The 19,433-nt window shown below is 73.2% G+C and carries 18 protein-coding genes; 11 read left to right on the top strand and 7 right to left on the bottom strand.

Annotated features, from left to right (window positions below; translation table 11 throughout):
* Window positions 1-32 precede the first annotated feature (32 nt).
* Both DMB42_RS36225 and DMB42_RS36220 read left to right on the top strand, forming a co-directional pair.
* A complete protein-coding gene (locus DMB42_RS36225; protein WP_125642457.1) occupies window positions 33-1,793 on the top strand; it encodes a glycoside hydrolase family 15 protein in 1,761 nt (586 codons plus the stop codon).
* Window positions 1,794-1,845: 52 nt separating this feature from the next.
* On the top strand, window positions 1,846-2,997 hold the full coding sequence (locus tag DMB42_RS36220; RefSeq protein ID WP_125642454.1) for an NAD(P)/FAD-dependent oxidoreductase: 1,152 nt from the start codon (window positions 1,846-1,848) through the stop codon (window positions 2,995-2,997).
* Between the two features lie 66 nt (window positions 2,998-3,063).
* On the opposite strand, the gene DMB42_RS36215 is transcribed toward DMB42_RS36220, so the two are convergent.
* Window positions 3,064-3,936: a UbiA family prenyltransferase gene (locus DMB42_RS36215; protein WP_260478149.1), complete on the bottom strand. Its 873-nt coding sequence runs from the start codon at window positions 3,934-3,936 to the stop codon at window positions 3,064-3,066.
* A 127-nt stretch (window positions 3,937-4,063) separates the two neighbouring features.
* On the opposite strand from DMB42_RS36215, the gene DMB42_RS36210 reads away from it, so the two are divergent.
* The 4 genes from DMB42_RS36210 to DMB42_RS36195 all read left to right on the top strand — a co-directional run bounded on the left by DMB42_RS36210 (window position 4,064) and on the right by DMB42_RS36195 (window position 7,613).
* Window positions 4,064-5,116, top strand: coding sequence for a type III polyketide synthase (locus DMB42_RS36210; protein WP_125642448.1), 1,053 nt, complete (start codon window positions 4,064-4,066; stop codon window positions 5,114-5,116).
* A gap of 41 nt (window positions 5,117-5,157) precedes the next feature.
* The gene (locus tag DMB42_RS36205; RefSeq protein WP_125642445.1) at window positions 5,158-5,679 is read left to right on the top strand and encodes an isoprenylcysteine carboxyl methyltransferase family protein; all 522 of its coding nucleotides are present in this window, start codon (window positions 5,158-5,160) and stop codon (window positions 5,677-5,679) included.
* 4 nt (window positions 5,680-5,683) lie between these two features.
* Complete coding sequence (locus DMB42_RS36200; RefSeq protein ID WP_125642442.1) at window positions 5,684-6,697, top strand: NAD(P)/FAD-dependent oxidoreductase; 1,014 nt, start codon at window positions 5,684-5,686, stop codon at window positions 6,695-6,697.
* 67 nt (window positions 6,698-6,764) lie between these two features.
* Window positions 6,765-7,613: a dioxygenase gene (locus DMB42_RS36195; RefSeq protein WP_125642438.1), complete on the top strand. Its 849-nt coding sequence runs from the start codon at window positions 6,765-6,767 to the stop codon at window positions 7,611-7,613.
* A 10-nt stretch (window positions 7,614-7,623) separates the two neighbouring features.
* Here DMB42_RS36195 and DMB42_RS36190 read toward each other — a convergent pair whose 3' ends face one another.
* A complete protein-coding gene (locus DMB42_RS36190; RefSeq protein ID WP_125642436.1) occupies window positions 7,624-8,202 on the bottom strand; it encodes a TetR/AcrR family transcriptional regulator in 579 nt (192 codons plus the stop codon).
* A gap of 102 nt (window positions 8,203-8,304) precedes the next feature.
* On the opposite strand from DMB42_RS36190, the gene DMB42_RS36185 reads away from it, so the two are divergent.
* Window positions 8,305-9,264: an NADP-dependent oxidoreductase gene (locus tag DMB42_RS36185; protein WP_125642433.1), complete on the top strand. Its 960-nt coding sequence runs from the start codon at window positions 8,305-8,307 to the stop codon at window positions 9,262-9,264.
* Window positions 9,265-9,292: 28 nt separating this feature from the next.
* On the opposite strand, the gene DMB42_RS36180 is transcribed toward DMB42_RS36185, so the two are convergent.
* Window positions 9,293-10,885, bottom strand: a complete 1,593-nt coding sequence (locus DMB42_RS36180; RefSeq protein WP_125642430.1) for a glycoside hydrolase family 27 protein — start codon at window positions 10,883-10,885, stop codon at window positions 9,293-9,295.
* A gap of 257 nt (window positions 10,886-11,142) precedes the next feature.
* Here DMB42_RS36180 and DMB42_RS53625 point away from each other — a divergent pair, with 257 nt between their 5' ends.
* Window positions 11,143-12,198: a hypothetical protein gene (locus tag DMB42_RS53625; protein ID WP_185845035.1), complete on the top strand. Its 1,056-nt coding sequence runs from the start codon at window positions 11,143-11,145 to the stop codon at window positions 12,196-12,198.
* 63 nt (window positions 12,199-12,261) lie between these two features.
* On the opposite strand, the gene DMB42_RS36170 is transcribed toward DMB42_RS53625, so the two are convergent.
* The 3 genes from DMB42_RS36170 to DMB42_RS36160 form a co-directional block, all read right to left on the bottom strand.
* Window positions 12,262-13,797, bottom strand: a complete 1,536-nt coding sequence (locus tag DMB42_RS36170; protein ID WP_125642427.1) for a serine/threonine-protein kinase — start codon at window positions 13,795-13,797, stop codon at window positions 12,262-12,264.
* Between the two features lie 85 nt (window positions 13,798-13,882).
* Window positions 13,883-15,028 (bottom strand): galactonate dehydratase, encoded by a 1,146-nt coding sequence (dgoD, locus tag DMB42_RS36165; protein WP_125642424.1) that lies wholly within the window; start codon window positions 15,026-15,028, stop codon window positions 13,883-13,885.
* Window positions 15,029-15,044: 16 nt separating this feature from the next.
* On the bottom strand, window positions 15,045-15,791 hold the full coding sequence (locus DMB42_RS36160; RefSeq protein WP_125642421.1) for an SDR family NAD(P)-dependent oxidoreductase: 747 nt from the start codon (window positions 15,789-15,791) through the stop codon (window positions 15,045-15,047).
* A gap of 151 nt (window positions 15,792-15,942) precedes the next feature.
* Between DMB42_RS36160 and DMB42_RS36155 the strand changes: the two genes are divergently transcribed.
* The 3 genes from DMB42_RS36155 (at window position 15,943) to rraA (ending at window position 18,441) form a co-directional block, all read left to right on the top strand.
* Entirely contained in the window at window positions 15,943-16,911 is a 969-nt protein-coding gene (locus tag DMB42_RS36155) for an NAD(P)-dependent oxidoreductase (RefSeq protein WP_125642418.1), read from the top strand.
* Between the two features lie 161 nt (window positions 16,912-17,072).
* Window positions 17,073-17,918 (top strand): LLM class flavin-dependent oxidoreductase, encoded by an 846-nt coding sequence (locus DMB42_RS36150; RefSeq protein ID WP_125642415.1) that lies wholly within the window; start codon window positions 17,073-17,075, stop codon window positions 17,916-17,918.
* 52 nt (window positions 17,919-17,970) lie between these two features.
* Window positions 17,971-18,441: a ribonuclease E activity regulator RraA gene (gene rraA / locus DMB42_RS36145; protein WP_125642413.1), complete on the top strand. Its 471-nt coding sequence runs from the start codon at window positions 17,971-17,973 to the stop codon at window positions 18,439-18,441.
* Window positions 18,442-18,533: 92 nt separating this feature from the next.
* Here rraA and DMB42_RS36140 read toward each other — a convergent pair whose 3' ends face one another.
* Complete coding sequence (locus tag DMB42_RS36140) at window positions 18,534-19,130, bottom strand: hypothetical protein (protein ID WP_125642410.1); 597 nt, start codon at window positions 19,128-19,130, stop codon at window positions 18,534-18,536.
* Window positions 19,131-19,433: the final 303 nt, after the last annotated feature.

Below are 19,433 nucleotides of genomic sequence, written 5' to 3'. Positions count from 1 at the left end.
GGGATCACCGCCGCGCGAGTAGCGTCTTCGGCATGCGGATTGAGGACTACGCGCTGATCGGAGACATGCAGTCGGCCGCGCTGGTGGCGAGGGACGGTTCGATCGACTGGCTCTGCCTGCCCAGGTTCGACTCCCCCTCGTGCTTCGCGGCCCTGCTCGGCAGCGAGCGCAACGGCCACTGGTGGCTGGGTCCGACGGGCCGGAGTCCGGCCACCCGCCGCCGCTACCGGCCCGACACACTCATCCTGGAGAGCGAGTGGGACACCCCGACCGGCACGGTACGGGTGATCGACTTCATGCCGCCGCGCGACCGCAACCCCGACGTCGTGCGCATCGTCGAGGGGGTCTCCGGCAGCGTCGAGGTCTCCACCCAGCTCCGCGTGCGCTTCGACTACGGGCGCATCGTGCCGTGGGTGCGCCGCACGAACGGCCACCTCCAGGCCGTCGGCGGCCCCGACTCGGTGTGGCTGCACTCCCCCGTCCCGCTCAAGGGCGGCGACTACGCCCACCGGGCCACGTTCACCGTCGAGGCGGGCGACCGGCTGCCGTTCGTGTTCACCTGGCATCCCTCGCACGAGCCGATGCCGCCGCGCATCGACGCCTCCGAGCAGCTCGCCGAGACCGAGGCGATGTGGACCGGGTGGGTGGCCCGGTGCGCCTACGAGGGCCCGTACCGGGAGGCGGTGACGCGGTCGCTGATCACGCTGAAGGGCCTGACGTACGCGCCGACCGGCGGCATCGTGGCCGCGCCGACCACGTCGCTGCCCGAGGACATCGGCGGCGTGCGCAACTGGGACTACCGGTTCTGCTGGCTGCGCGACGCGACGATGACGCTCGACGCGCTGATCAGCTCGGGCTACCTGGAGGAGGCCGCCGACTGGCGTTCCTGGTTGCTGCGCACCATCGCCGGACGCCCCCAGGACCTGCAGATCATGTACGGCGTCGCCGGCGAGCGCCGCCTGCCCGAGCTGCGCCTCGACTGGCTGGACGGCTACGAGGGCTCCCGCCCGGTCCGCATCGGCAACGAGGCGGTCCAGCAGCTCCAGCTCGACGTCTACGGCGAGGTGATGAACTGCCTGTACGTCTCCCGCACCCGCGGCCTGGCCGCCGACGACCGCGCCTGGACGATCCAGCGCCAGCTCCTCGACTACGTGGAGGACCACTGGGACGAGCCCGACGAGGGCCTGTGGGAGGTGCGCGGCCCACGCCGGCACTTCGTGCACTCCAAGGTGATGTGCTGGGTCGCCCTCGACCGGGCCGTCCAGTACGTCGAGAGGTTCGGCCGTACCGGGCCGGTGGACAAGTGGCGCACGCTGCGCGACGTGATCCACGCCGAGATCTGCGACAAGGGCTACGACCCGCGGCGCAACACCTTCACCCAGTCGTACGGGTCGTCGGAGCTGGACGCGGCGCTGCTGATGATCCCGGTCGTGGGTTTCCTGCCGCACGACGACCCCCGCGTGGTGGGCACGGTCGCGGCGATCGAGAAGGAGCTCATGTCCGACGGGTTCGTCCTGCGGTATCCGCTGGCCGCCGACAACGACGTCGACGGCCTGCCCGGCGGGGAGGGCGCGTTCCTGGCGTGCAGCTTCTGGCTGGTGGAGGTGATGGCGATGCAGGGGCGCAAGGAGGAGGCCGAGGAGCTGTTCGAACGCCTCCTCGGCCTGCGCAACGACGTCGGCCTGCTGGCCGAGGAGTACGACCCCCGCTACGGACGGCTGGTGGGCAACTTCCCGCAGGCGTTCAGCCACGTGCCGCTGATCCACGCCGCCCGCGCCCTGTCACGGGCGTGACGCGCGGGCCGGAACGGGTTTCCGGCCCCGCGCGGAGTGGGACAGACCTCGCATGGGTGAGGAGTGGGACCTGGCCGGCGTGGGCGCGGGACCGGCGGGCTCGGCGGCGGCGCTACGGGCCGCGCAACTACGGCCGGACCTGCGCGTGCTCCTGCTCGACCGGTCCGGCTTCCCCCGCGACAAGCCGTGCGGCGACGGCATCGCCGCGCACGGGCGCGACGAGCTGGCGCTGCTCGGGCTGCCCGCGCTCATCGACGACTACCGGCCCACGCCCCGGCTGACCGTGGTCTCGCCGGGCGGGCTGCGCGTCTCGGCCGAGGCCGCGCGGCCCAACCACGTGGTGCCGCGCCGGGTGTTCGACGCGCGGCTGGTCGAGGCCGCCCGGGCCAGGGGCGTCGAGGTACGCCGCCACCGCGTCAGGGAGCTGGTGCCCGACGGGTCCTGGGTGGTCCTCGACGGGCGGTTGCGGGCCCGTACGGTGGTGGCGGCCGACGGGGCCAACTCGGCGGTGCGCCGGCTGATCGGGCTGCCCGCGGCGGCCGAACGGCACACCGCCCTGGCCGTACGGGGCTACGCCGACGTGCCCGAGTCCGACGACGTGCAGCTCATCGCCATGCAGCGGGCGGGCTGGCCGGCCTACGCGTGGTCGTTCCCGATCGGCGACGGCACCGCCAACGTCGGGTTCGGCATGTTGCTGCCCCGGCTGCGGGCGGCGGGGGCGCCCGGCCGCCAGGTGCTGCACGGGCGGCTGGCCGAGCTGCTGCCCGACCGGCCCGCCCGCGAGCTGCGCGCCCACCACCTGCCGCTGTCGACCGGGCGGCCCGCGCCGGGGGCCGGGCGCGTCCTGCTCGCCGGGGACGCGGCGGGGCTGATCAACCCGCTCACCGGCGAGGGCATCTACTACGCGCTGCTGTCGGGGCGGCTGGCGGCCGAGGCGGCGCTGGAGTCGCCGGACGACCCGCTGACGCGCTACCGGGGCAAGCTGCGTGGCGCGCTCGGGCGGCATCTGCGCACGACCGACGTACTGGCCAGGCTGGCGCAGTCGCCGGGGTTCATCGACGCGGCGATCGCGACCGCCGCGCGCCGCAAGGAGGTGTTCGACCTGCTGGTGGAGGTGGGGCTCGGGGCCGGGACGGTGCCCGCGCCGCTGGCCCTGGCGGTGGGACTGCGCTGGCTCCGCGGCGCGACCGGCCTGTCCCGCTGACCCCCCGGTGGCCAGGTCGGCGGGGGTCGCCGGGCCGTGCCGCCTGTTCGGCGCGCCCGGCCGCCGTCAGGCTGTGAGTACGGCGCCGTTGGCGAGCAGCAGGAGGACGTCCACGGCCGCCACGGCCACGGCGGCGGCGAACGGCGCCCGCGCGGACCGGCCCGCCAGCAGCACTCCCCCGGCCGCGAGCACGGCGGCGGCCGCCATGGCGAGCCACCCCGCGAGGCCGGGGTCCCCCGCGGGCCCGAGGACGAGCAGGCAGGTGGCGGCCAGCAGCGGCACGGGCACCAGCAGCCGCACCCGCGCCGCCCCGAGGCGCTGCGGCCACCCGCGTACGCCGGTCGCCAGGTCGCCCTCGATGTCGGGCAGCACGTTGGCCAGGTGCGCCCCCACGCCGAGCAGCGCCGCGGCGGCCACGGCCCACCACGCCGGCCACGGCTCCCCGGGCAGCCCCAGCGTCACGAACGCCGGCAACACGCCGAACCCGGCCGCGTACGGCGCCCACGACAGGACGGTGGCCTTGAGCCCCAGGTCGTACCCCCAGGCTCCCAGTACGCCCGCGAGGTGCAGCAGGCCCGCCGACCGGCCCGAGGCCAGCGACAGCGGCACGCAGCAGGCCAGCGCCACCAGCGCGGCCACCCGTACGGCGGTCACGCTCACCGTGCCGTCGGCGGCCGGTTTGCCCGCGCGCCCGGCGGCGGCGTCCCGGGCGGCGTCCACGGCGTCGTTGCACCAGCCGACCGACAACTGACCCGCCAGCACGGCGGCGGCCACCAGCACGCAGCCGGCCGCGTCCCGGCCCGACGCCACGGCCAGCGCGGTGACCAGGGCGGTCACGGCCACGGTGGGGCCCGGATGGCAGGCCAGCGCCAGCGCGACGGCCGTACGGACCGGCCCGCCGCGTACGACGGTGACGCCCGCGGGGTCCGGGTCGGTCACACCGCGATCGTAGACCCGGAGATACCCGGCGAGAATTCCCACACGCCGCGTATGGCTTAAATGACCATCGGGGCGGGAAGCGTGCGGGGAGTGAGACGTTGTGGGCGACCTGTCGAGGGAGCACTGCATGACCCGAATCTCCGCAGTCCGTTGCGCGTTCCCTCCTCACCGGTATCCACAGTCCGAGCTCACCGACATGGCCGCCCGCCTGTGCCTCCCCGACAACGCCGACCGCCGCCTCATCGACCGCCTGCACCGCGGCGCGCGCGTGGAGTACCGCAACCTCGCCCTCCCGATCGACCGGTACGAGAAGCTGGACGGCTTCGGCGCCGCCAACGACGCCTTCGTCTCCGTGGCCGTCGAGCTGGGACTGGAGAGCGTGAAGGCGGCCCTGGACGCCGCCGGCCTGGAACCGGCCGACGTGGACATGATCATGTTCACGTCGGTGACCGGCATCGCCGCGCCGTCCGTGGACGCCCGGCTGGCCGCCGCGCTGGGCCTGCGGCCCGACGTCAAGCGGGTGCCCGTCTTCGGCCTGGGCTGCGTGGCCGGCGCGGCGGGCATCGCCAGGCTGCACGACTACCTGCGCGGCTGGCCGGACCACGTGGCCGTGCTGCTGTCGGTGGAGTTGTGCTCGCTGACCCTGCAGCGTGGCGACTCCTCACCGGCGAACCTGGTCGCCGGCGCGCTGTTCGGCGACGGCGCGGCGGCCGTCGTGGCCTGCGGCGGCGAACGCGCCACGGCCGGGCCCTCGGTGGTCGCCACCCGCAGCCACCTGTATCCCGGATCCGAGCACGTCATGGGCTGGCAGGTGGGCGACACCGGCTTCCGGGTGATGCTGGACGCCAGCGTGCCCGACGTGGTCCGCCGTTACCTGGCCGACGACGTGCACGGGCTCCTGGCCGAGCACGGGATCACGGCCGGGGACGTGACGGCGTGGGTGTGCCATCCGGGTGGTCCGAAGGTGCTGGAGGCGGTCTCGGAGGCGCTGGAGCTGCCCGTGGGCGCGCTCGACGTGACGTGGCGCTCGCTGGCCGCCCACGGCAACCTGTCGTCGTCCTCGGTCCTGCACGTGCTCGGCGAGACCCTGGCCGCCGGGCCGCGGGCCCCGGGGACGTGGGGGCTGGTCATCGCGATGGGCCCCGGATTCTGCTCCGAGCTCGTCATGCTGCGCTGGTAGGCGCCCGTCCACGATCCCTCGACTCCGCTGGTGGTTGACCTGTGACCTGGTATCTGGTGCTCATCGTGCTCGTCGGCCTGGAACGCCTGGCCGAGCTGGTCGTCGCCAGGCGCAACGCCGCCTGGAGCATGGCGCGCGGCGGCGTCGTGACCGGGCGGGGGCACTATCCGTGGATGGTGGCCCTGCACACCGGGGTGCTGGTGTGCGCGCCGCTGGAGGTGGCCCTGGCCGGACGGCCGTTCCTGCCCGCGCTGGGCTGGCCGATGCTCGTGCTGGTCGTGGCGGCCCAGGGGTTGCGGTGGTGGTGCGTCACCGCGCTCGGGCCGCGGTGGAACACGCAGGTGATCGTGGTGCCGGGGCTGCCGCTGGTGACGGGCGGGCCGTACCGGTTCCCGTGGTTGCGGCACCCCAACTACGTGGCGGTGGCGGCCGAGGGGCTGGCGCTGCCGCTGGTGCACACGGCCTGGCTGACGGCGCTGGCGTTCACGCTGCTCAACGCCGCGCTGATGGTGGTGCGCATCCGGTGCGAGAACGCCGCGCTCGCCCTCGTGGCCAGGGGGTGAGCCGGTGATCGACGTACTGGTCGCGGGCGGCGGACCGGCGGGGCTGGCGACGGCCATCCACGCGGCGCTGGCCGGGATGGAGGCGGTCGTCGTCGAGCCGCGTGCCGGGCCGGTGGACAAGGCGTGCGGCGAGGGTGTCATGCCGGGCGGGGTGGCCGCGCTGGCGGCGATGGGGGTGCCGGTCGCCGGGCGGGGGTTCCGCGGCATCCACTACCTCGACGGCCGGCGGGAGGCGCGGGCCGCCTTCGCCGCCGGGCCGGGGCTCGGCGTCCGGCGTACGAGCCTGCACGCGGCGCTGTCGCAGCGGGCCGCCGAACTGGGCGTCAAGACGGTCACCGGCCGGATCGCCCGCGCCGAGCAGGACCGGGACGGCGTGTCCGCGGGCGGGCTGCGGGCCCGCTGGCTGGTGGCCGCCGACGGCCTGCACTCCCCGCTGCGCCGCTCGCTCGGCCTCGACCTGCCGGTACGCGGCCCCCGCCGGTACGGCCTGCGCAGGCACTACCGGATCGAGCCGTGGAGCGACTTCGTCGAGGTCCACTGGTCGGGCGCGGGCGAGGCGTACGTCACGCCGGTCGGCGACGACCTGGTCGGCGTCGCGGTCCTCAGCTCGGCGCGGCGCGGCTTCGAGGACCACCTGCGCGGCTTCCCCGGCCTGGCCCGCCGCCTGGACGGCCCGGCCGTCACGCCGGTGCGCGGCGCGGGCCCGCTGCGCCAGGCCGTACGGGCCCGCCGGGCCGGCCGGGTCCTGCTGGTCGGCGACGCGGCCGGCTACGTGGACGCGCTCACCGGCGAGGGCGTCTCGCTGGCCGTGCGCTCGGCGGAGGTGCTGGTCGGGTGCCTGGCGGCGGGGCGTCCGGAGGACTACGAGGGCGCGTGGCTGCGCCTGTCGCGTACGCACAGGCTGCTGACGGGCGCACTGGTCCAGGCCGCCCGCCGCCCCGGCACGGCCCGCCTGGTGGTGCCCGCGGCGCGCCGGCTGCCCCGCCTGTTCACCGGCGTGGTCAGGGTGCTGGCCTGAGCCTTCCCCGCCGGCCCGGCGGTGTGCCGATAATGAACACACACGGTCCCCCCGAAGGACGGTCGCCATGACGGACAAGCTCGTACGGCAGGTGCTGGCCCAGGTCGACGGCCCCGACCCGCGGGTGAACGAGATCGTCTCCGCGCTGGTCGCCCACCTGCACGCGTTCGTGGCGGAGGTGCGCCCCACCGAGGCCGAGTGGCGGGCCGGGCTCGCCTTCCTCGCCGAGACCGGCCGGTGGTGCACGCCGGACCGCGACGAGTTCGTGTTGTTGTCGGACATGCTCGGCCTGACCTCCGCCGTGGACGAGGTCAACCACGCCGGCCCGGAGAACATGACGCCCTCCTCCGTCGAGGGCCCCTTCCACTCCCCCGCCCCGGCGCGCGAGCCCGGCGCGTGGCTCAGCCACGGGCCCGAACGCGGGCGCGGCGTGCCCATGGTGGTGCACGGGCGGGTGCTCGACTGCGACGGCGTCCCGCTGCCCGGCGCGGCCGTCGACCTGTGGCAGGCCGGCGACAACGGCCTGTACGACAGCCAGGACGACGCCCAGGAGCCCGGCAACCTGCGCGGCCTGTTCACCACCGACGAGCAGGGCCGTTACTGGTTCCGTACGATCCGCCCGAGCAGCTACCCGGTGCCCGCCGACGGCACCGCGGGACGGCTGCTGCGCGCGTCCGGGCGGCACCCCATGCGTCCCGCCCACCTGCACTACCAGGTCACCGCGCCCGGCCATCGGCCGCTGACCACGCACGTGTTCCTGGCCGGCGACCCCTACCTGGGCTCCGACGCCGCGTTCGCGGTCAAGGAGGAGCTCGTACGGCGTCCGGTGCCGCGTACCGGGGGGTGGGGGATGGACCGGCCGTACGAGGAGATCGAGTTCGACGTGCGGCTGGTGCCGATCGGCTGGGCCGGCTGAGACCCGCCGGTCAGCCGCCGGGTGGCGGGCGCAGGCCGTCCATGACCAGCCCGAAGAGGTGGTCGCCGCGGGCGGCCAGCGAGGGCGCCTGGTCGAGCATCCAGCTCACGGCGCTGGCCAGCGCGAACAGGTCGAGCCCCGTCACGTCGGCGCGGACGTCGCCGGTGGCCTGGGCGCGTTCCAGCAACCGGCCGCCCGCCTGGCGCATGGCGTGGCAGGAGGCGTGCAGCGGTGAGCCCTCGTCGTTGATCGTGGCCATCATCGAGGCGGCCAGCCCCCGGTAGGCGCCCGCGCCCGCGACGAACGCGCGCAGCCACTCCACCAGCGCCTCGTGCGGCTCGGCGGCGCCGTCCAGCGCCTGGGCGCGTTCGGCGAGCCGGTCGAAGCGCTGCCGCAGCAGCGCTTCGAGCAGCGCCTCCCTGGTCGGGAAGTGCCGGTAGAGCGTGCCCAGGCCGACCTCGGCGCGGCGGGCGACGTCGCGCAGGGACGCCTCGGTGCCCTGCTCCTCGATGACGGCGGCGGCCACGGCCAGGATGCGCTCGCGGTTGCGCTGGGCGTCCGCGCGCCGGTTACGGGGTGTTTCGGTCATCCGGTACCTTCCGGAGATTGACAAGCGGAGCAGTGCTCCGATTATGATCCGGAACACTGCTCCGCATCATAGCGGCGCCCGGCTCCCTGAGGAGAATCGACGATGAAGGCCATCCGCGTGCACGAGGTCGGCGGCCCCGAGGTCCTGAAGCTGGAGGAGGTGCCCCTGCCCGAACCGGGTCCCGGCGAGGTCCTGGTCCGGGTGCACGCCGCCGCGATCAACCCGCCCGACTGGTACGCTCGGCGGGGTTTCGCGAACATCCCGGCGTCCATGCGCCCGGAGATCCACCTGCCCTTCACCCCCGGCTCGGACGTGTCGGGCGTCGTGGCCGCCCTCGGCCCCGGCGTCACCGAGTGGGCCGAGGGCGACGAGGTCTACGGCCTCGTCCGCTTCCCCCGCGTCGGCGACCTGGGCGGCAGGGGGTACGCCGAGTACACCACCGCCCCCGTCGGCCACCTGGCCCGCAAGCCCGCCTCGGTGGACCACGTCGCCGCGGGCGCGGTGCCGATGGCCGGACTGACCGCCTACCAGTACGTCCACGACATCATCGGCCTGCGGCCCGGCAGGCGGGTCCTGGTCAACGGCGCGGCCGGCGGCGTCGGCCACTTCGCCGCCCAGCTGGCCGCCGACCTCGGCGCGTACGTCATCGCCGTGGCCTCGGGCCGTCACGAGACCTTCCTGAAGGAGCTGGGCGTGGCCGAGTTCCTCGACTACACGAAGGTCGCGCCCGAGGACGTCGTACGCGACGTGGACTGCCTGATCGACACCGTGGGCGGCCCGGCGGGCCACCGGTTCCTGCCGGTGCTCAAGGACGGCGGCACACTCAGCCCGGTCTTCCACGGCGAATACCACGACGAGGAGGCGGCACGGCGCGGCATCGTGCGCCGGGGCGGCCAGGTGCGCTCCGACGGGCCGGGGATGGCCGCGCTGGCCGAGCTGATCGACGCGGGACGGCTGCGCGTCGGCGTCGACAGCGTCTTCTCCCTGGAGGAGGCCCCGCGGGCGCACGAGCGCGCCGAGCGGGGCCACATCCAGGGGAAGATCGTGTTGCGCGTGGTCTGACCGGTGCCCGAGCGGGGCCGGGCGGGGGTCAGGTCCGCGACCACCGCTGGTTGGCCCCGCCGTTGCAGGTCCAGATGACCAGCTTCGTACCGTTGGCGGTGGCGTTGTTCGGCACGTCGAGGCACTTGCCCGCGCCGACGGCCGTTATGGAGCCGTCCGTGCCGAGCCGCCACTGCTGGTTGGTCTGGCCGTTGCAGTCCCAGATGATCACGCGGGTGCCGTCGGCGGTGCCGCGGTCGTACACGTCCAGGCACTTGCCGCCGTAGACGCGCAGCTCGCCCGTGGTGGTCGGGGTCCACTGCTGGTTGGGGCCGCCGTTGCAGTCCCAGATCTGGACCTGGGTGCCGCCGGTCTGGGACGCGCCCGGCACGTCCAGGCACCTGCCTGAGCCGGCGCCCTTGATCGCGGTGGCCGCGGGGGGCGTGCCGCCGCCGGTGACGACGTACATGGCGGCGCCGTGGGCGGGCACGGAGGCGCTGACCGTGCCCGTCGAGGAGCCGGTCGTGTGGGCCCACAGGTCGCGTACGGAGTAGGAGGCCGCGGCGCCGAGCCCCAGCGCGGAGGCGGTGGTGGAGACGGTGGCCGCGGCGCTCCCCCGGTTGAGCAGCACGACGGCGACCGAGCCGGCGCCCGTGCCGGTCGCGGCCATCGGCTTGCGCCAGACCTCCAGGTTCCCGTTGTCGGCGATCTTGTGGCCCTGCCTGCCTCCCCAGTCCTGGTTCACGGCGATGACCTCGGTGTTGGTGAGGATCGTCCGGGTCTCGGCGCTCATCGAACGCAGGTCGTTGCCGGCGACGAGCGGCGCGTTCAGCAGCGCCCACAGGCTGAAGTGGGCCCGCGACTCGGTGGCCGTCAGCCCCGCGTTGCCGACCTCCAGCATGTCAGGGTCGTTCCAGCCGCCCGGCCCCGAGTATGCCTCCAGCCCGGCCTGGCTGTCCAGGATGCCCATGACCGAGCCCCAGTTCGCCTGGATGTCGCCCGTGGTGCGCCAGGAGTTGCCGACCGGCATGCCCCAGGTCCAGACGCTGTCCTGACCCCAGTTGCACAGGCTGTAGAGGATCGGCCGGCCGGTCGCGGCGAGGGCGTCGCGCATGGCGGTGTAGCGCTGCTGCGCGCTCTGCCCGAGGTGGTCGCCGCAGTTGTCGTACTTGAGGTAGTCCACGCCCCACGACGCCCACAGGGTCGCGTCCCTGCGCTCGTTGCCGAGGCTAGCCGGGTAGCCCGCGCAGGTCGTGGTGCCGGCCGAGGAGTAGATGCCGAGCTTGAGCCCCTTGCCGTGCACGTAGTCGGCCACGGCCTTGATGCCGCCGGGGAACTTCTGCGGGTCGGGGACGAGGTCGCCGGCCGCGTTCCGGGTCTTGGTGGACCAGCAGTCGTCGATGTTGACGTACGTGTAGCCGGCCGCGGCCATACCGGAGGCGACCATGGCGTCGGCCGTCTGCCTGACGAGGGTGTCGCTGACCGAGCAGCCGAAGCTGTTCCAGTCGTTCCACCCCATTTGAGGCGTTCTGGCCAGGCCGTTCTCCAGGGCGGCGACGGGGGGCGCCAGGGTGGCGGCGGCGGCCGTGAGGCAGGTGGCGGCCAGGGCCAGGGGGAGGGTTGTTCGAAGGATCGCACGCATGGGACTCCTTCAACACCGGGGGGTGAGGATCCAACATGATCCGACTAAATCAAACGGGATCGTCCGTCGGTTTTCGTGTGCAGTCAAGAGGTGCTGATGGATTCTGTTGCTTTTTAGTAAGAACGCCGACGTACAAGGGCTTGCGGATCGGGGCGCTTCGGGCGATGTCACTGTACGTAACCACTTACGTTTCAAATCTCGGGACGATGGCTACTATCTGTAGCGGTTAGGTCATCGAGAGTGATTGGATCGGTGTAATGCGACGATTCATCGCAGCACTTGTCTCTTGCGCCGCGTTCGGCGCCGTCCCACTCGTCACAGCCGGTCAGGCCGCCGCCGAACCGCGTCCGGACGCGCTCGCCTACACGCCCGGCGGCTACGCCGCCGGGAACCCATGGGACGGTGACCGTTCGGAGAACGGCGACCGTAACTGGGACGGCGACCGTCAGTGGGAAGGGGACCGCGACTGGGATGGGGACCGTGACTGGAACGGCGACCAGAACAGGCACGAGGACCACGACCAGCACGGCCACAAGCCCGGGAAGGACGACCGTCAGTGGGACGGCGACCGCGACTGGGACGGCGACCGTGAATGGGACGGCGACCGCGAGTGGGACGGCGACCGTGAATGGGACGGGGACCGTCAGTGGGACGGCGACCGCGACTGGGACAACGACCACAACCGGCACGAAGACCACAAGGGCGACGACCACAAGGGCGACGACCACAAGGGCGACGACCGCAAGGGCGACGACGAGCACGACTGGGTCGGCGACTGGGGCTGGGTAGACGGCGACTGGGACAGCGACCACAAGAGCGACGACCACAAGGGCGACGACCACAAGTGGGACGGCGACCGCGACTGGGACAAGGACCACAAGGGGGACGACGACCACAAGGGGGACCGTGACCACAAGTGGGACGGCGACCAGAACTGGGACGGCGACCGCGAATGGGACGGGGACCGCGACTGGGACGGCGACCGCGAGTGGAACGGCGACCGCGACTGGGACAACGACCACAACCGGCACGAAGACCACAAGGGGGACGACCACAAGGGGGACGACCACAAGTGGGACGGCGACCGTGATTGGGACGGCGACCGCAACTGGGACGAGGACCGCGAGTGGGACGGCGACCGTAACTGGGACGAGGACCGCGAGTGGGACGGGCGTCCGCACAGCTACTACGTCTCTTCGCTGCGGTGCCGCGTCGGCGGCGGCTTCGTGTTCCGTAACTTCCAGAGCCCGACCGACCTCAGCTGCTACGGCGGCCGGTACAACGGCGACTGGGTGACGCGCTACGGCATGTGACGAAAACAACCTGTTTCACAAGGGCGGGCCCGCTTCACGCGGGACCGCCCTTTTCGTGTTCCCCTACGGGCCGCACATGGTGAACGCGACGGACCTGGCCCTGGGCGACGGGCCGAGGATCCGGTAGGTGACGGTGTGCCGGCCGCCCGCCGGGGTGACCAGCCTCCTGGAGTGCACGTAGTCGCTGCGGCTGCCGGCCTGCAGGTGGGACGAGCCGCGCTCGACGACCCGGCCGTCGTAGATCCACTGGTAGGAGAAGGGCGCGCCGGGGCGGCTGGCGTCCACACCGGCGGCGAAGTTCAGCGAGCCGGTGTAGCAGGTGACACCCGCGCTGTTGATTTTCGACGAGCCCTGGACGCGCACGTACGCGAGGGTGAACGAGGCCGCCCGTGTCGCGCTCGGGGTCGGCGTGGGGCCGCCCGTCGTGGAGGTGGCGGAAGGTGTGGACCGTTCCCCCGGCAGGGTGGCCGAGGGGGTGGGGCGCGGGCGGGCCACGCGCTGCCGGGGCGTCCTCGCGGTCCGCGGCTCGGCCGTACCACGCCTGGACGGTCCCGCCGCGGACGTCCGTACGCTCTCGTGGGCGGCGCGCACCTCGGCGTCCGCCTGCCGCTTGCCGGAGTTCCACACCACGACCCCGGCCGCCACGGACACCGTCACCACCCCCGCCACCAGCGCCATCACCGGCAACCGGTGCCCGCTCGCCCACACGGACCGCCCGGGACCGCCGGCGGCGCCCGCCACGCCACCCGCCTTGACGGGGGGAGCCGGATGCGGAGGTGCGGCGGCGGGCGGGCCGGGCTGAGGTTCGCCCAGGAGGAGAGGCAGGACGGCGGACATGGGCGGCCGGGCCTGGGGGTCCTTGGCCAGGCAGGCGCGGACGATCGGGCGCAGCGGGTCCGGCAGGTCGCCGAGTTCGGGCTCGCCGCGCAGGACGCGCCCCGCGACGGCGAGCGGGGCGTCGTCGCCGAACGGCGGCCGTCCCGTCGCCGCGAACACCATCACCGACGCCCACGCGAAGACGTCCGCCGCCGCCCCGGCCGGGCCGCCGTCCAGTTGCTCGGGCGCCTTGTACGCCACCGCCCCGCCGTCGGAGGCGTCCGCGGGCCCGGTCCCCGCCCCCGCCCGGCCGGAGCCCGGGCCGGTGCCGGCGGCGCCGAACCCGACCAGGCGCGGGCCGTCCCGGCCGAGCAGCACGCTGGAGGGTTTGAGGTCGCCGTGCGTGAGCCCGGCCCGGTGCACCGCGGCCAGTCCCGTCGCGGTGCCGACGGCCAGGTGCCGCAGGTGCCCGCCGCCGATGCGGCCCGCCTCCGCCAGCGACGGCCCCTCCACGTACTCGCTCACGATGTACGACAACCGTCCCCACGCCGCGTCGAGCACCCGCGCGACGCCCTGCGGCTCCACCCGGCGGGCCGCCTCCGTCAGGGCGGCGAACCGGTCGCCGGGCACGATCCCGTGCAGGACTTTGACCGCCACCGGCCGCCCGTCGGGCGCCTGGCCCAGGTAGACGACGCCCTGGCCGCCGGAGGCCAGCCATCCGGTGATCCGGTGGGCTCCCAAGGACGTGGGATCTCCGGGGCGTAAGGGCTCTGCGTTCGGCATGAGGGCGTGGCTCCCTGGAGACAGCGGCGGACCGGATCAAGAACTTTAGCGGGATGATTCCGGATCCGCCGCCCCTGGGTTCACCTCACCATTCGGCGAAGGAACCGTCCTCGTGCCGCCAGATCGGCCCGCGCCACCGGTGCCCGCGCCGGGCCGCGTGTTCCACGGCGGCCTCGTCCACCTCGATGCCGAGGCCGGGCCGGTCGGTGCGGACGGCCCGGCCGCCCTCGAACGTGAGCGGCCCCGGGTCCACGAGGTAGTCGAGCACGTCGTTGCCCCGGTTGTAGTGGATGCCGACGCTCTGCTCCTGGATGAGGAAGTTGGGCACGGCGAAGGCGAGTTGCAGGCTCGCGGCCAGCGCGATCGGGCCGAGCGGGCAGTGCGGGGCCATGGAGACGTCGTAGGTCTCGGCCATGGCGGCGATCCTGCGTACCTCCGAGATCCCGCCCGCGTGGCTGACGTCGGGCTGGGCGACCGCGATGCCGTGCCCGATGACGTCGCGGAAGTCCCAGCGCGAGTACAGGCGCTCGCCGGTGGCCAGCGGGATGGACGTGGCGGCGGCCAGCGCGGCGAGGTTGCGCGAGTGCTCGGGCAGCACCGCCTCCTCCACGAACAGCGGCAGGTACGGCTCCAGCAGCGGCAGCAGCCGCCGCGCCATGGCGGTGGACATGCGCCCGTGGAAGTCCACGACCAGGTCGTTGTCCTCGCCGATCGCCGCGCGTACGGCGGCCACCCGGTCGACCACCTCGCGGGTGCGCGCCGGGGTGTCGATCGCGGTCAGCTCGGCCGAGCCGTTCATCTTGACGGCGGTGAACCCGGCCTCCACCTGCGCCGCGGCCAGCTCGGCGACCTCGGCCGGGCGGTCGCCGCCGATCCAGGCGTACATGCGGACCTGCTCGCGCACCGGCTGGCCGAGCAGCGCGTGCACGGGCAACCCGGCGGCCTTGCCGGCGATGTCCCACAACGCCTGGTCGATGCCCGCGACCGCGCTGGACAACACGGGACCGCCCCGGTAGAAGCCGCCCTTGGTGAGCACCTGCCAGTGGTCCTCGATGCGCAGCGGGTCCTCGCCGACGAGGTGGTCGCTCAGCTCGGCGACCGCCGCCCGGACGGTCTCGGCCCGTCCCTCGACCACCGGCTCGCCCCAGCCGGTGATGCCCTCGTCGGTGCGCACCCGCAGGAACAGCCAGCGCGGGGGGACGAGAAAGGTGTCCATGGACACGATCTTCATGCGGCTTCGCTTTCGCTCAGGAGGACGTGGTGGAAACGCTCCACCCGCCGTCGACGTTGAGGCAGGCCCCGGTGATGAACGACGCCTCGGGCGCGGCCAGGAAGGCGACGGCCGCGGCCACCTCCTCGGGGGTGCCGAAGCGGCCCGCGGGCGTCTCGGCGACGGTCGCCGCCCGCTCGGCCGGGCCGATGCCGTCCCAGGCGGGGCTCATGATCGGCCCGGGTACGACGGCGTTGACCCGTACGGCGGGGGCGTACTCGACGGCGAGCTGCCTGGTCAGCGACTGCAGGCCGCCCTTGGCGGCGGCGTAGGGGGCGCAGCCGGGGATGCCGGTCGCCGCGTGCACCGAGGAGGTGATGACGAGCGCTCCCCCGCCCTCGGCCAGCAGCGGGCAGAACGTACGGGCGGCCAGGTAGGCCGCCTTCAGCGTGACGTCGATCTGCAGGTCCCAGTCGGACTCGGGCAGTTCGTGGACCGGCCGCGCGGGCACGACCCGGCCGGGGCCGTTGGCGTGCAGCACGTCGAGGCGGCCGAAGCGGGACAGCACCTCCTCCTTCAGCCGTGCCCAGCCGGCCGGGGAGGCGACGTCGCAGTGGACGTACGCGCCGCCGACGGATTCCGCCACCCGCGCGCCGCGCTCGTCGGCCACGTCGGCGAGCAGGACGCGGGCGCCCTCGCCGGCCAGCCGGGCGGCGGTGGCCGCGCCGATGCCCGAGGCGGCGCCGGTGAACAGCGCGGCCATGCCCTCGAAACGGCCCTTCATGCGACTCCTCTGAGATCGGCTTCCTAATAAATACTATTTTATACTTAGTTGTCGAGATTTCTCCCCCATTGGACAGGCGGCAGCCCCTCGCACTACGTTAACCATCAGCGCTACTGACGATCAGCGGCACTGACGAAAAGGAGTTGAGGGAATGATCCTCATCACGGGCGGGCTCGGCTTCATCGGCACCCACACCGCGCGGGCGCTGCTCGACCTGGGCGAATCCGTCGTGCTCGTCCAGCGCCGGGCCCCCGAGGTGCCCGCGCAGCTGGTCGGCGAGGCGGACGGGCGGCTCGTCGTCGAGCAGGCCGACCTCACCGATCGGGCCGCCCTGCTCGGCCTGGGCGACCGGCACAAGATCACCGGAATCGTGCACCTGGCGGGCTCGGTGCCGTGGCCGCCCGCCGCGGACGAACCGGTCGAGGGCGCACGGAAGTCGGTCGCCGGCCTGCTCAACGTCTTCCACGCCGCCGCCGAATGGCAGGTGTCGCGGCTCGGCCTGGCCAGCACCATCGGCGTGTACGGCGGCGTCGAGGCCCCGAGCCCGCTGACCGAGGACCTGCCGCTGCCGATGACGGCCCACCACCCGATCCCCACGTTCAAGAAGATCGGCGAGCTGGTGGCCGACCATCTGGCCGGGGCCACCGGCCTGGACGTGGTCAACCTGCGCATCGGCGCGATCTGGGGGCCGCTCGGCCACCCGCGCTCGCCGTTCTTCCTCCTGCCGCAGCTCGTGCATGCCGCCGTACGGGACGAGGTGCCCGACCTGACGAGCCCCGCGTGGGGTGCGTACGCGGAGGACGGCGGCGACCTGTGCTACGTCAAGGACTGCGGGCGGGCGATCGCGCTGCTCCAGGTGGCCGATCAGCTGCGGCACCGTACGTACAACGTCACCGGAGGGCGGATGACCACCAACGGCGAGGTCGCCGAGGCGATCGGGCGGGCCGTGCCCGGCGCGCGGGTCGAGCTGCGCGAGGGCCGTGACCCCGCCGGCCCCGGCCGCGACCTGCACCTCGACATCACCCGGCTGCGCGAGGACACCGGCTTCGAGCCCGCCTACGACACCGCGTCCGGAATCGCGGACTACGTCTCCTGGCTGCGCGCGGGAAACGCCCGCTGACGACCCCGGCGCGCATGTGCCGCCAGGGGCATGCCCTACGATGAGATCACTCTGAACCTGCGTTTCCCCGGAAGCACGCCGCAGAGCGGGAACGCGACACCCATCGAGGTGCATGGAGGGGCGGCACGTTCCTTTGCCGTTCTCTTCTTTCGGAGGCATCCATGAACGTCGGCCTCGGCCTGCCCATCGCCGACCCCGCCCTTCTGCTCGACTGGGCCGCTCGCGCCGACGCGGGCCCGTTCAGCACGCTGGGCCTGCTCGACCGGCTCGTCTACGACAACCCCGAACCGCTCGTCACCCTCGCCGTACTGGCGGGCGCCACCAGCCGGGTCCGGCTGCAGACCGAGGTGCTGCTGCCGCCGCTGCGTGAGACGGCGCTGCTGGCCAAGCAGGCCGCGACGCTCGACCGGCTGAGCGGCGGCCGGCTGGTGCTCGGCCTCGGCGTGGGCGGCCGCGCCGACGACCACGCCGCCGCCGGGACCGGCCTGCGTACCCGGGGGCGGCGTATGGACGAGCAGCTTCCCGTGTTGCGGCGGCTGTGGTCGGGCGGCCCGTTCAGCGACGAGGCCGGGCCCGTCGGGCCCGCGCCCGCCCGTCCCGGCGGCCCGGAGTTGTTGTTCGGCGGGTTCAAGCCGGTCGCGCTCGAACGTGTCGCCCGGTGGGGCGACGGCTTCCTCGCCGCCGCGCCGCCCGCCTGGGTGGGCCCGCTGTTCGACGCCGTACGCACGTCCTGGAAGGAGCACGGACGCGAGGGCGCGCCGCGCCTGGTCTCCCAGATCACCGTGGCGCTCGGCCCGGACGAGGTGATCGAGGACGCCCGCGCCTCCATGGGCGCCTACTACGCGACCTCGGGCGCGTCCGACTACATGTTGTCCGGGCTGCACACCACGCCCGCCGCGATCCGCGACGCCCTCGCCCGGCTCCGGGACCTGGGCGCGGACGAGGTCATGCTCTACTGCTGGGGCCGCGACCCCGGCCACGCCGAGCGGCTGGCCGACCTCGTGTGATCCCGGCGTGGCAGCATGAACGCGACCGCTGACCCCGCGAGGAAAGGCCCATATGAACACCGCGGACCTGTACGACGAGCGCGGCGACGAGCTCGACTCCTGCGACCTGCAACTCCGCCAGTACGGCGGCCGCCGCGCCTTCCACGGCACGATCGCCACCGTACGCTGCCACCAGGACAACGCCCTGCTCAAGGCGATCCTGTCGGAGCCCGGCGAGGGACGGGTCCTGGTGGTGGACGGCGGCGGCTCGCTGCACGCCGCGCTGGTGGGCGACGTCATCGGGGGCGAGGCGGTCGCGGCCGGATGGGCGGGCGTGGTGATCCACGGCGCCGTCCGGGACGTCGTCGCGCTGCGCGAGCTCGACCTCGGCGTCAAGGCGCTCGGCTCGAACCCGCGCAAGGGCGGCAAGACGGGCGCGGGCGAGCGGGACGTGCCGGTGACGTTCGGCGGCGTCACGTTCTCGCCGGGGGCCGAGCTGTTCAGCGACGACGACGGCATCCTCGTCACCCGCGTCCCGGCCTGACCCCCGGTCGCCGACCTGGGCCGTCAGGCTCTGCGCTCTGAGAAACGCGAGAAGGGCGTCCCCCGCGGGGAACGCCCTTCTCACACGTCTTCCTACTTCTTCACCGACACCGTGGCCGTGCTGGCAGCATCCCTCTGCTGCCACGCACCGGTCTCGAACGGCACCGGAGCAGCCTTCTTACCGACCCCGTCGCCCCACTTGGTGATCACGTACTGGATCTTGATGTGGCCCTCACCCGACACACCATCCACACCCAGCGTGTCCGGATTGAACCGGCCACCAGTCAGCTCCGCGAACGTCTTGGCATCCAGGTCCAGCATCACCCCACGACTGGAGGGGTCACCAGGACCACGGTCACCCACGAAGAACGGCAGCTTCTTACCCTGATAGACCACATACCCCTCGGTCATCAGCGGCCACGACGGCGAAGCGGCAAGACCCTTCTGCATCGGCTTACCAGCAGCCGGCAGACCCGTGTCACCAGCACGACCCGAAGAGTCGTCCCAGAAATACGACGCGGTAGTAGCCCCGGCCAGCACACCCTGACTACTGGCGGCAGCCGTCTTGGCGGCGGCGGTGGTGGTGGTGTCGGCGTCGGCGTTGGCGGAATGGGCCGCGGCGCCGATGGTCAGCGCGGACAGCGCAGCGGCCGAAAGCATGGCGAACGAACGCAGGCGAACAGCAGTCATCAGGCAATCTCCTAGGTGACATCGATCACGAGGGGGCGTGCGCTCGCATGACTCAGACAAGACATAAAAGGTCGTAGCCGGGCACAAGGGCCTCAGGTCGCTACGTGGAGCGCAAACAGATGCGGGTGGTTGACGCGGACGTGATGGTGTCCGGGTCGTTCACCGGCTGGATAGATACAACACTAACCCAAGAAACGGACAAACGCAAACCAAACACCCCAAAACGGGCAATGATCTACCCTTGAACCGCAAACCCCAGGCAAACAGCATCAACCACAGCCAAAGCCCACGGGGTATGACTAT

Origin of the sequence: Nonomuraea sp. WAC 01424, from assembly GCF_003947315.1 — a bacterium.
GTDB classification, from domain to species: domain Bacteria; phylum Actinomycetota; class Actinomycetes; order Streptosporangiales; family Streptosporangiaceae; genus Nonomuraea; species Nonomuraea spiralis.
The sequence above is the reverse complement of the archived record's forward strand: the minus strand, read 5'-3'. Positions and strand labels throughout refer to the sequence as shown.

Bases quoted from the DNA above. Each gene is read 5' to 3' on its own strand.
- DMB42_RS36225 (WP_125642457.1), top strand. From the start codon at position 33: ATGCGGATTGAGGACTACGCGCTGATCGGAGACATGCAGTCGGCCGCG.
- DMB42_RS36220 (WP_125642454.1), top strand. From the start codon at position 1,846: ATGGGTGAGGAGTGGGACCTGGCCGGCGTGGGCGCGGGACCGGCGGGC.
- DMB42_RS36210 (WP_125642448.1), top strand. From the start codon at position 4,064: ATGACCCGAATCTCCGCAGTCCGTTGCGCGTTCCCTCCTCACCGGTAT.
- DMB42_RS36195 (WP_125642438.1), top strand. From the start codon at position 6,765: ATGACGGACAAGCTCGTACGGCAGGTGCTGGCCCAGGTCGACGGCCCC.
- DMB42_RS36190 (WP_125642436.1), bottom strand. From the start codon at position 8,202: ATGACCGAAACACCCCGTAACCGGCGCGCGGACGCCCAGCGCAACCGC.
- DMB42_RS36185 (WP_125642433.1), top strand. From the start codon at position 8,305: ATGAAGGCCATCCGCGTGCACGAGGTCGGCGGCCCCGAGGTCCTGAAG.
- DMB42_RS36180 (WP_125642430.1), bottom strand. From the start codon at position 10,885: ATGCGTGCGATCCTTCGAACAACCCTCCCCCTGGCCCTGGCCGCCACC.
- DMB42_RS53625 (WP_185845035.1), top strand. From the start codon at position 11,143: ATGCGACGATTCATCGCAGCACTTGTCTCTTGCGCCGCGTTCGGCGCC.
- DMB42_RS36170 (WP_125642427.1), bottom strand. From the start codon at position 13,797: ATGCCGAACGCAGAGCCCTTACGCCCCGGAGATCCCACGTCCTTGGGA.
- dgoD (WP_125642424.1), bottom strand. From the start codon at position 15,028: ATGAAGATCGTGTCCATGGACACCTTTCTCGTCCCCCCGCGCTGGCTG.
- DMB42_RS36160 (WP_125642421.1), bottom strand. From the start codon at position 15,791: ATGAAGGGCCGTTTCGAGGGCATGGCCGCGCTGTTCACCGGCGCCGCC.
- DMB42_RS36155 (WP_125642418.1), top strand. From the start codon at position 15,943: ATGATCCTCATCACGGGCGGGCTCGGCTTCATCGGCACCCACACCGCG.
- DMB42_RS36150 (WP_125642415.1), top strand. From the start codon at position 17,073: ATGAACGTCGGCCTCGGCCTGCCCATCGCCGACCCCGCCCTTCTGCTC.
- rraA (WP_125642413.1), top strand. From the start codon at position 17,971: ATGAACACCGCGGACCTGTACGACGAGCGCGGCGACGAGCTCGACTCC.
- DMB42_RS36140 (WP_125642410.1), bottom strand. From the start codon at position 19,130: ATGACTGCTGTTCGCCTGCGTTCGTTCGCCATGCTTTCGGCCGCTGCG.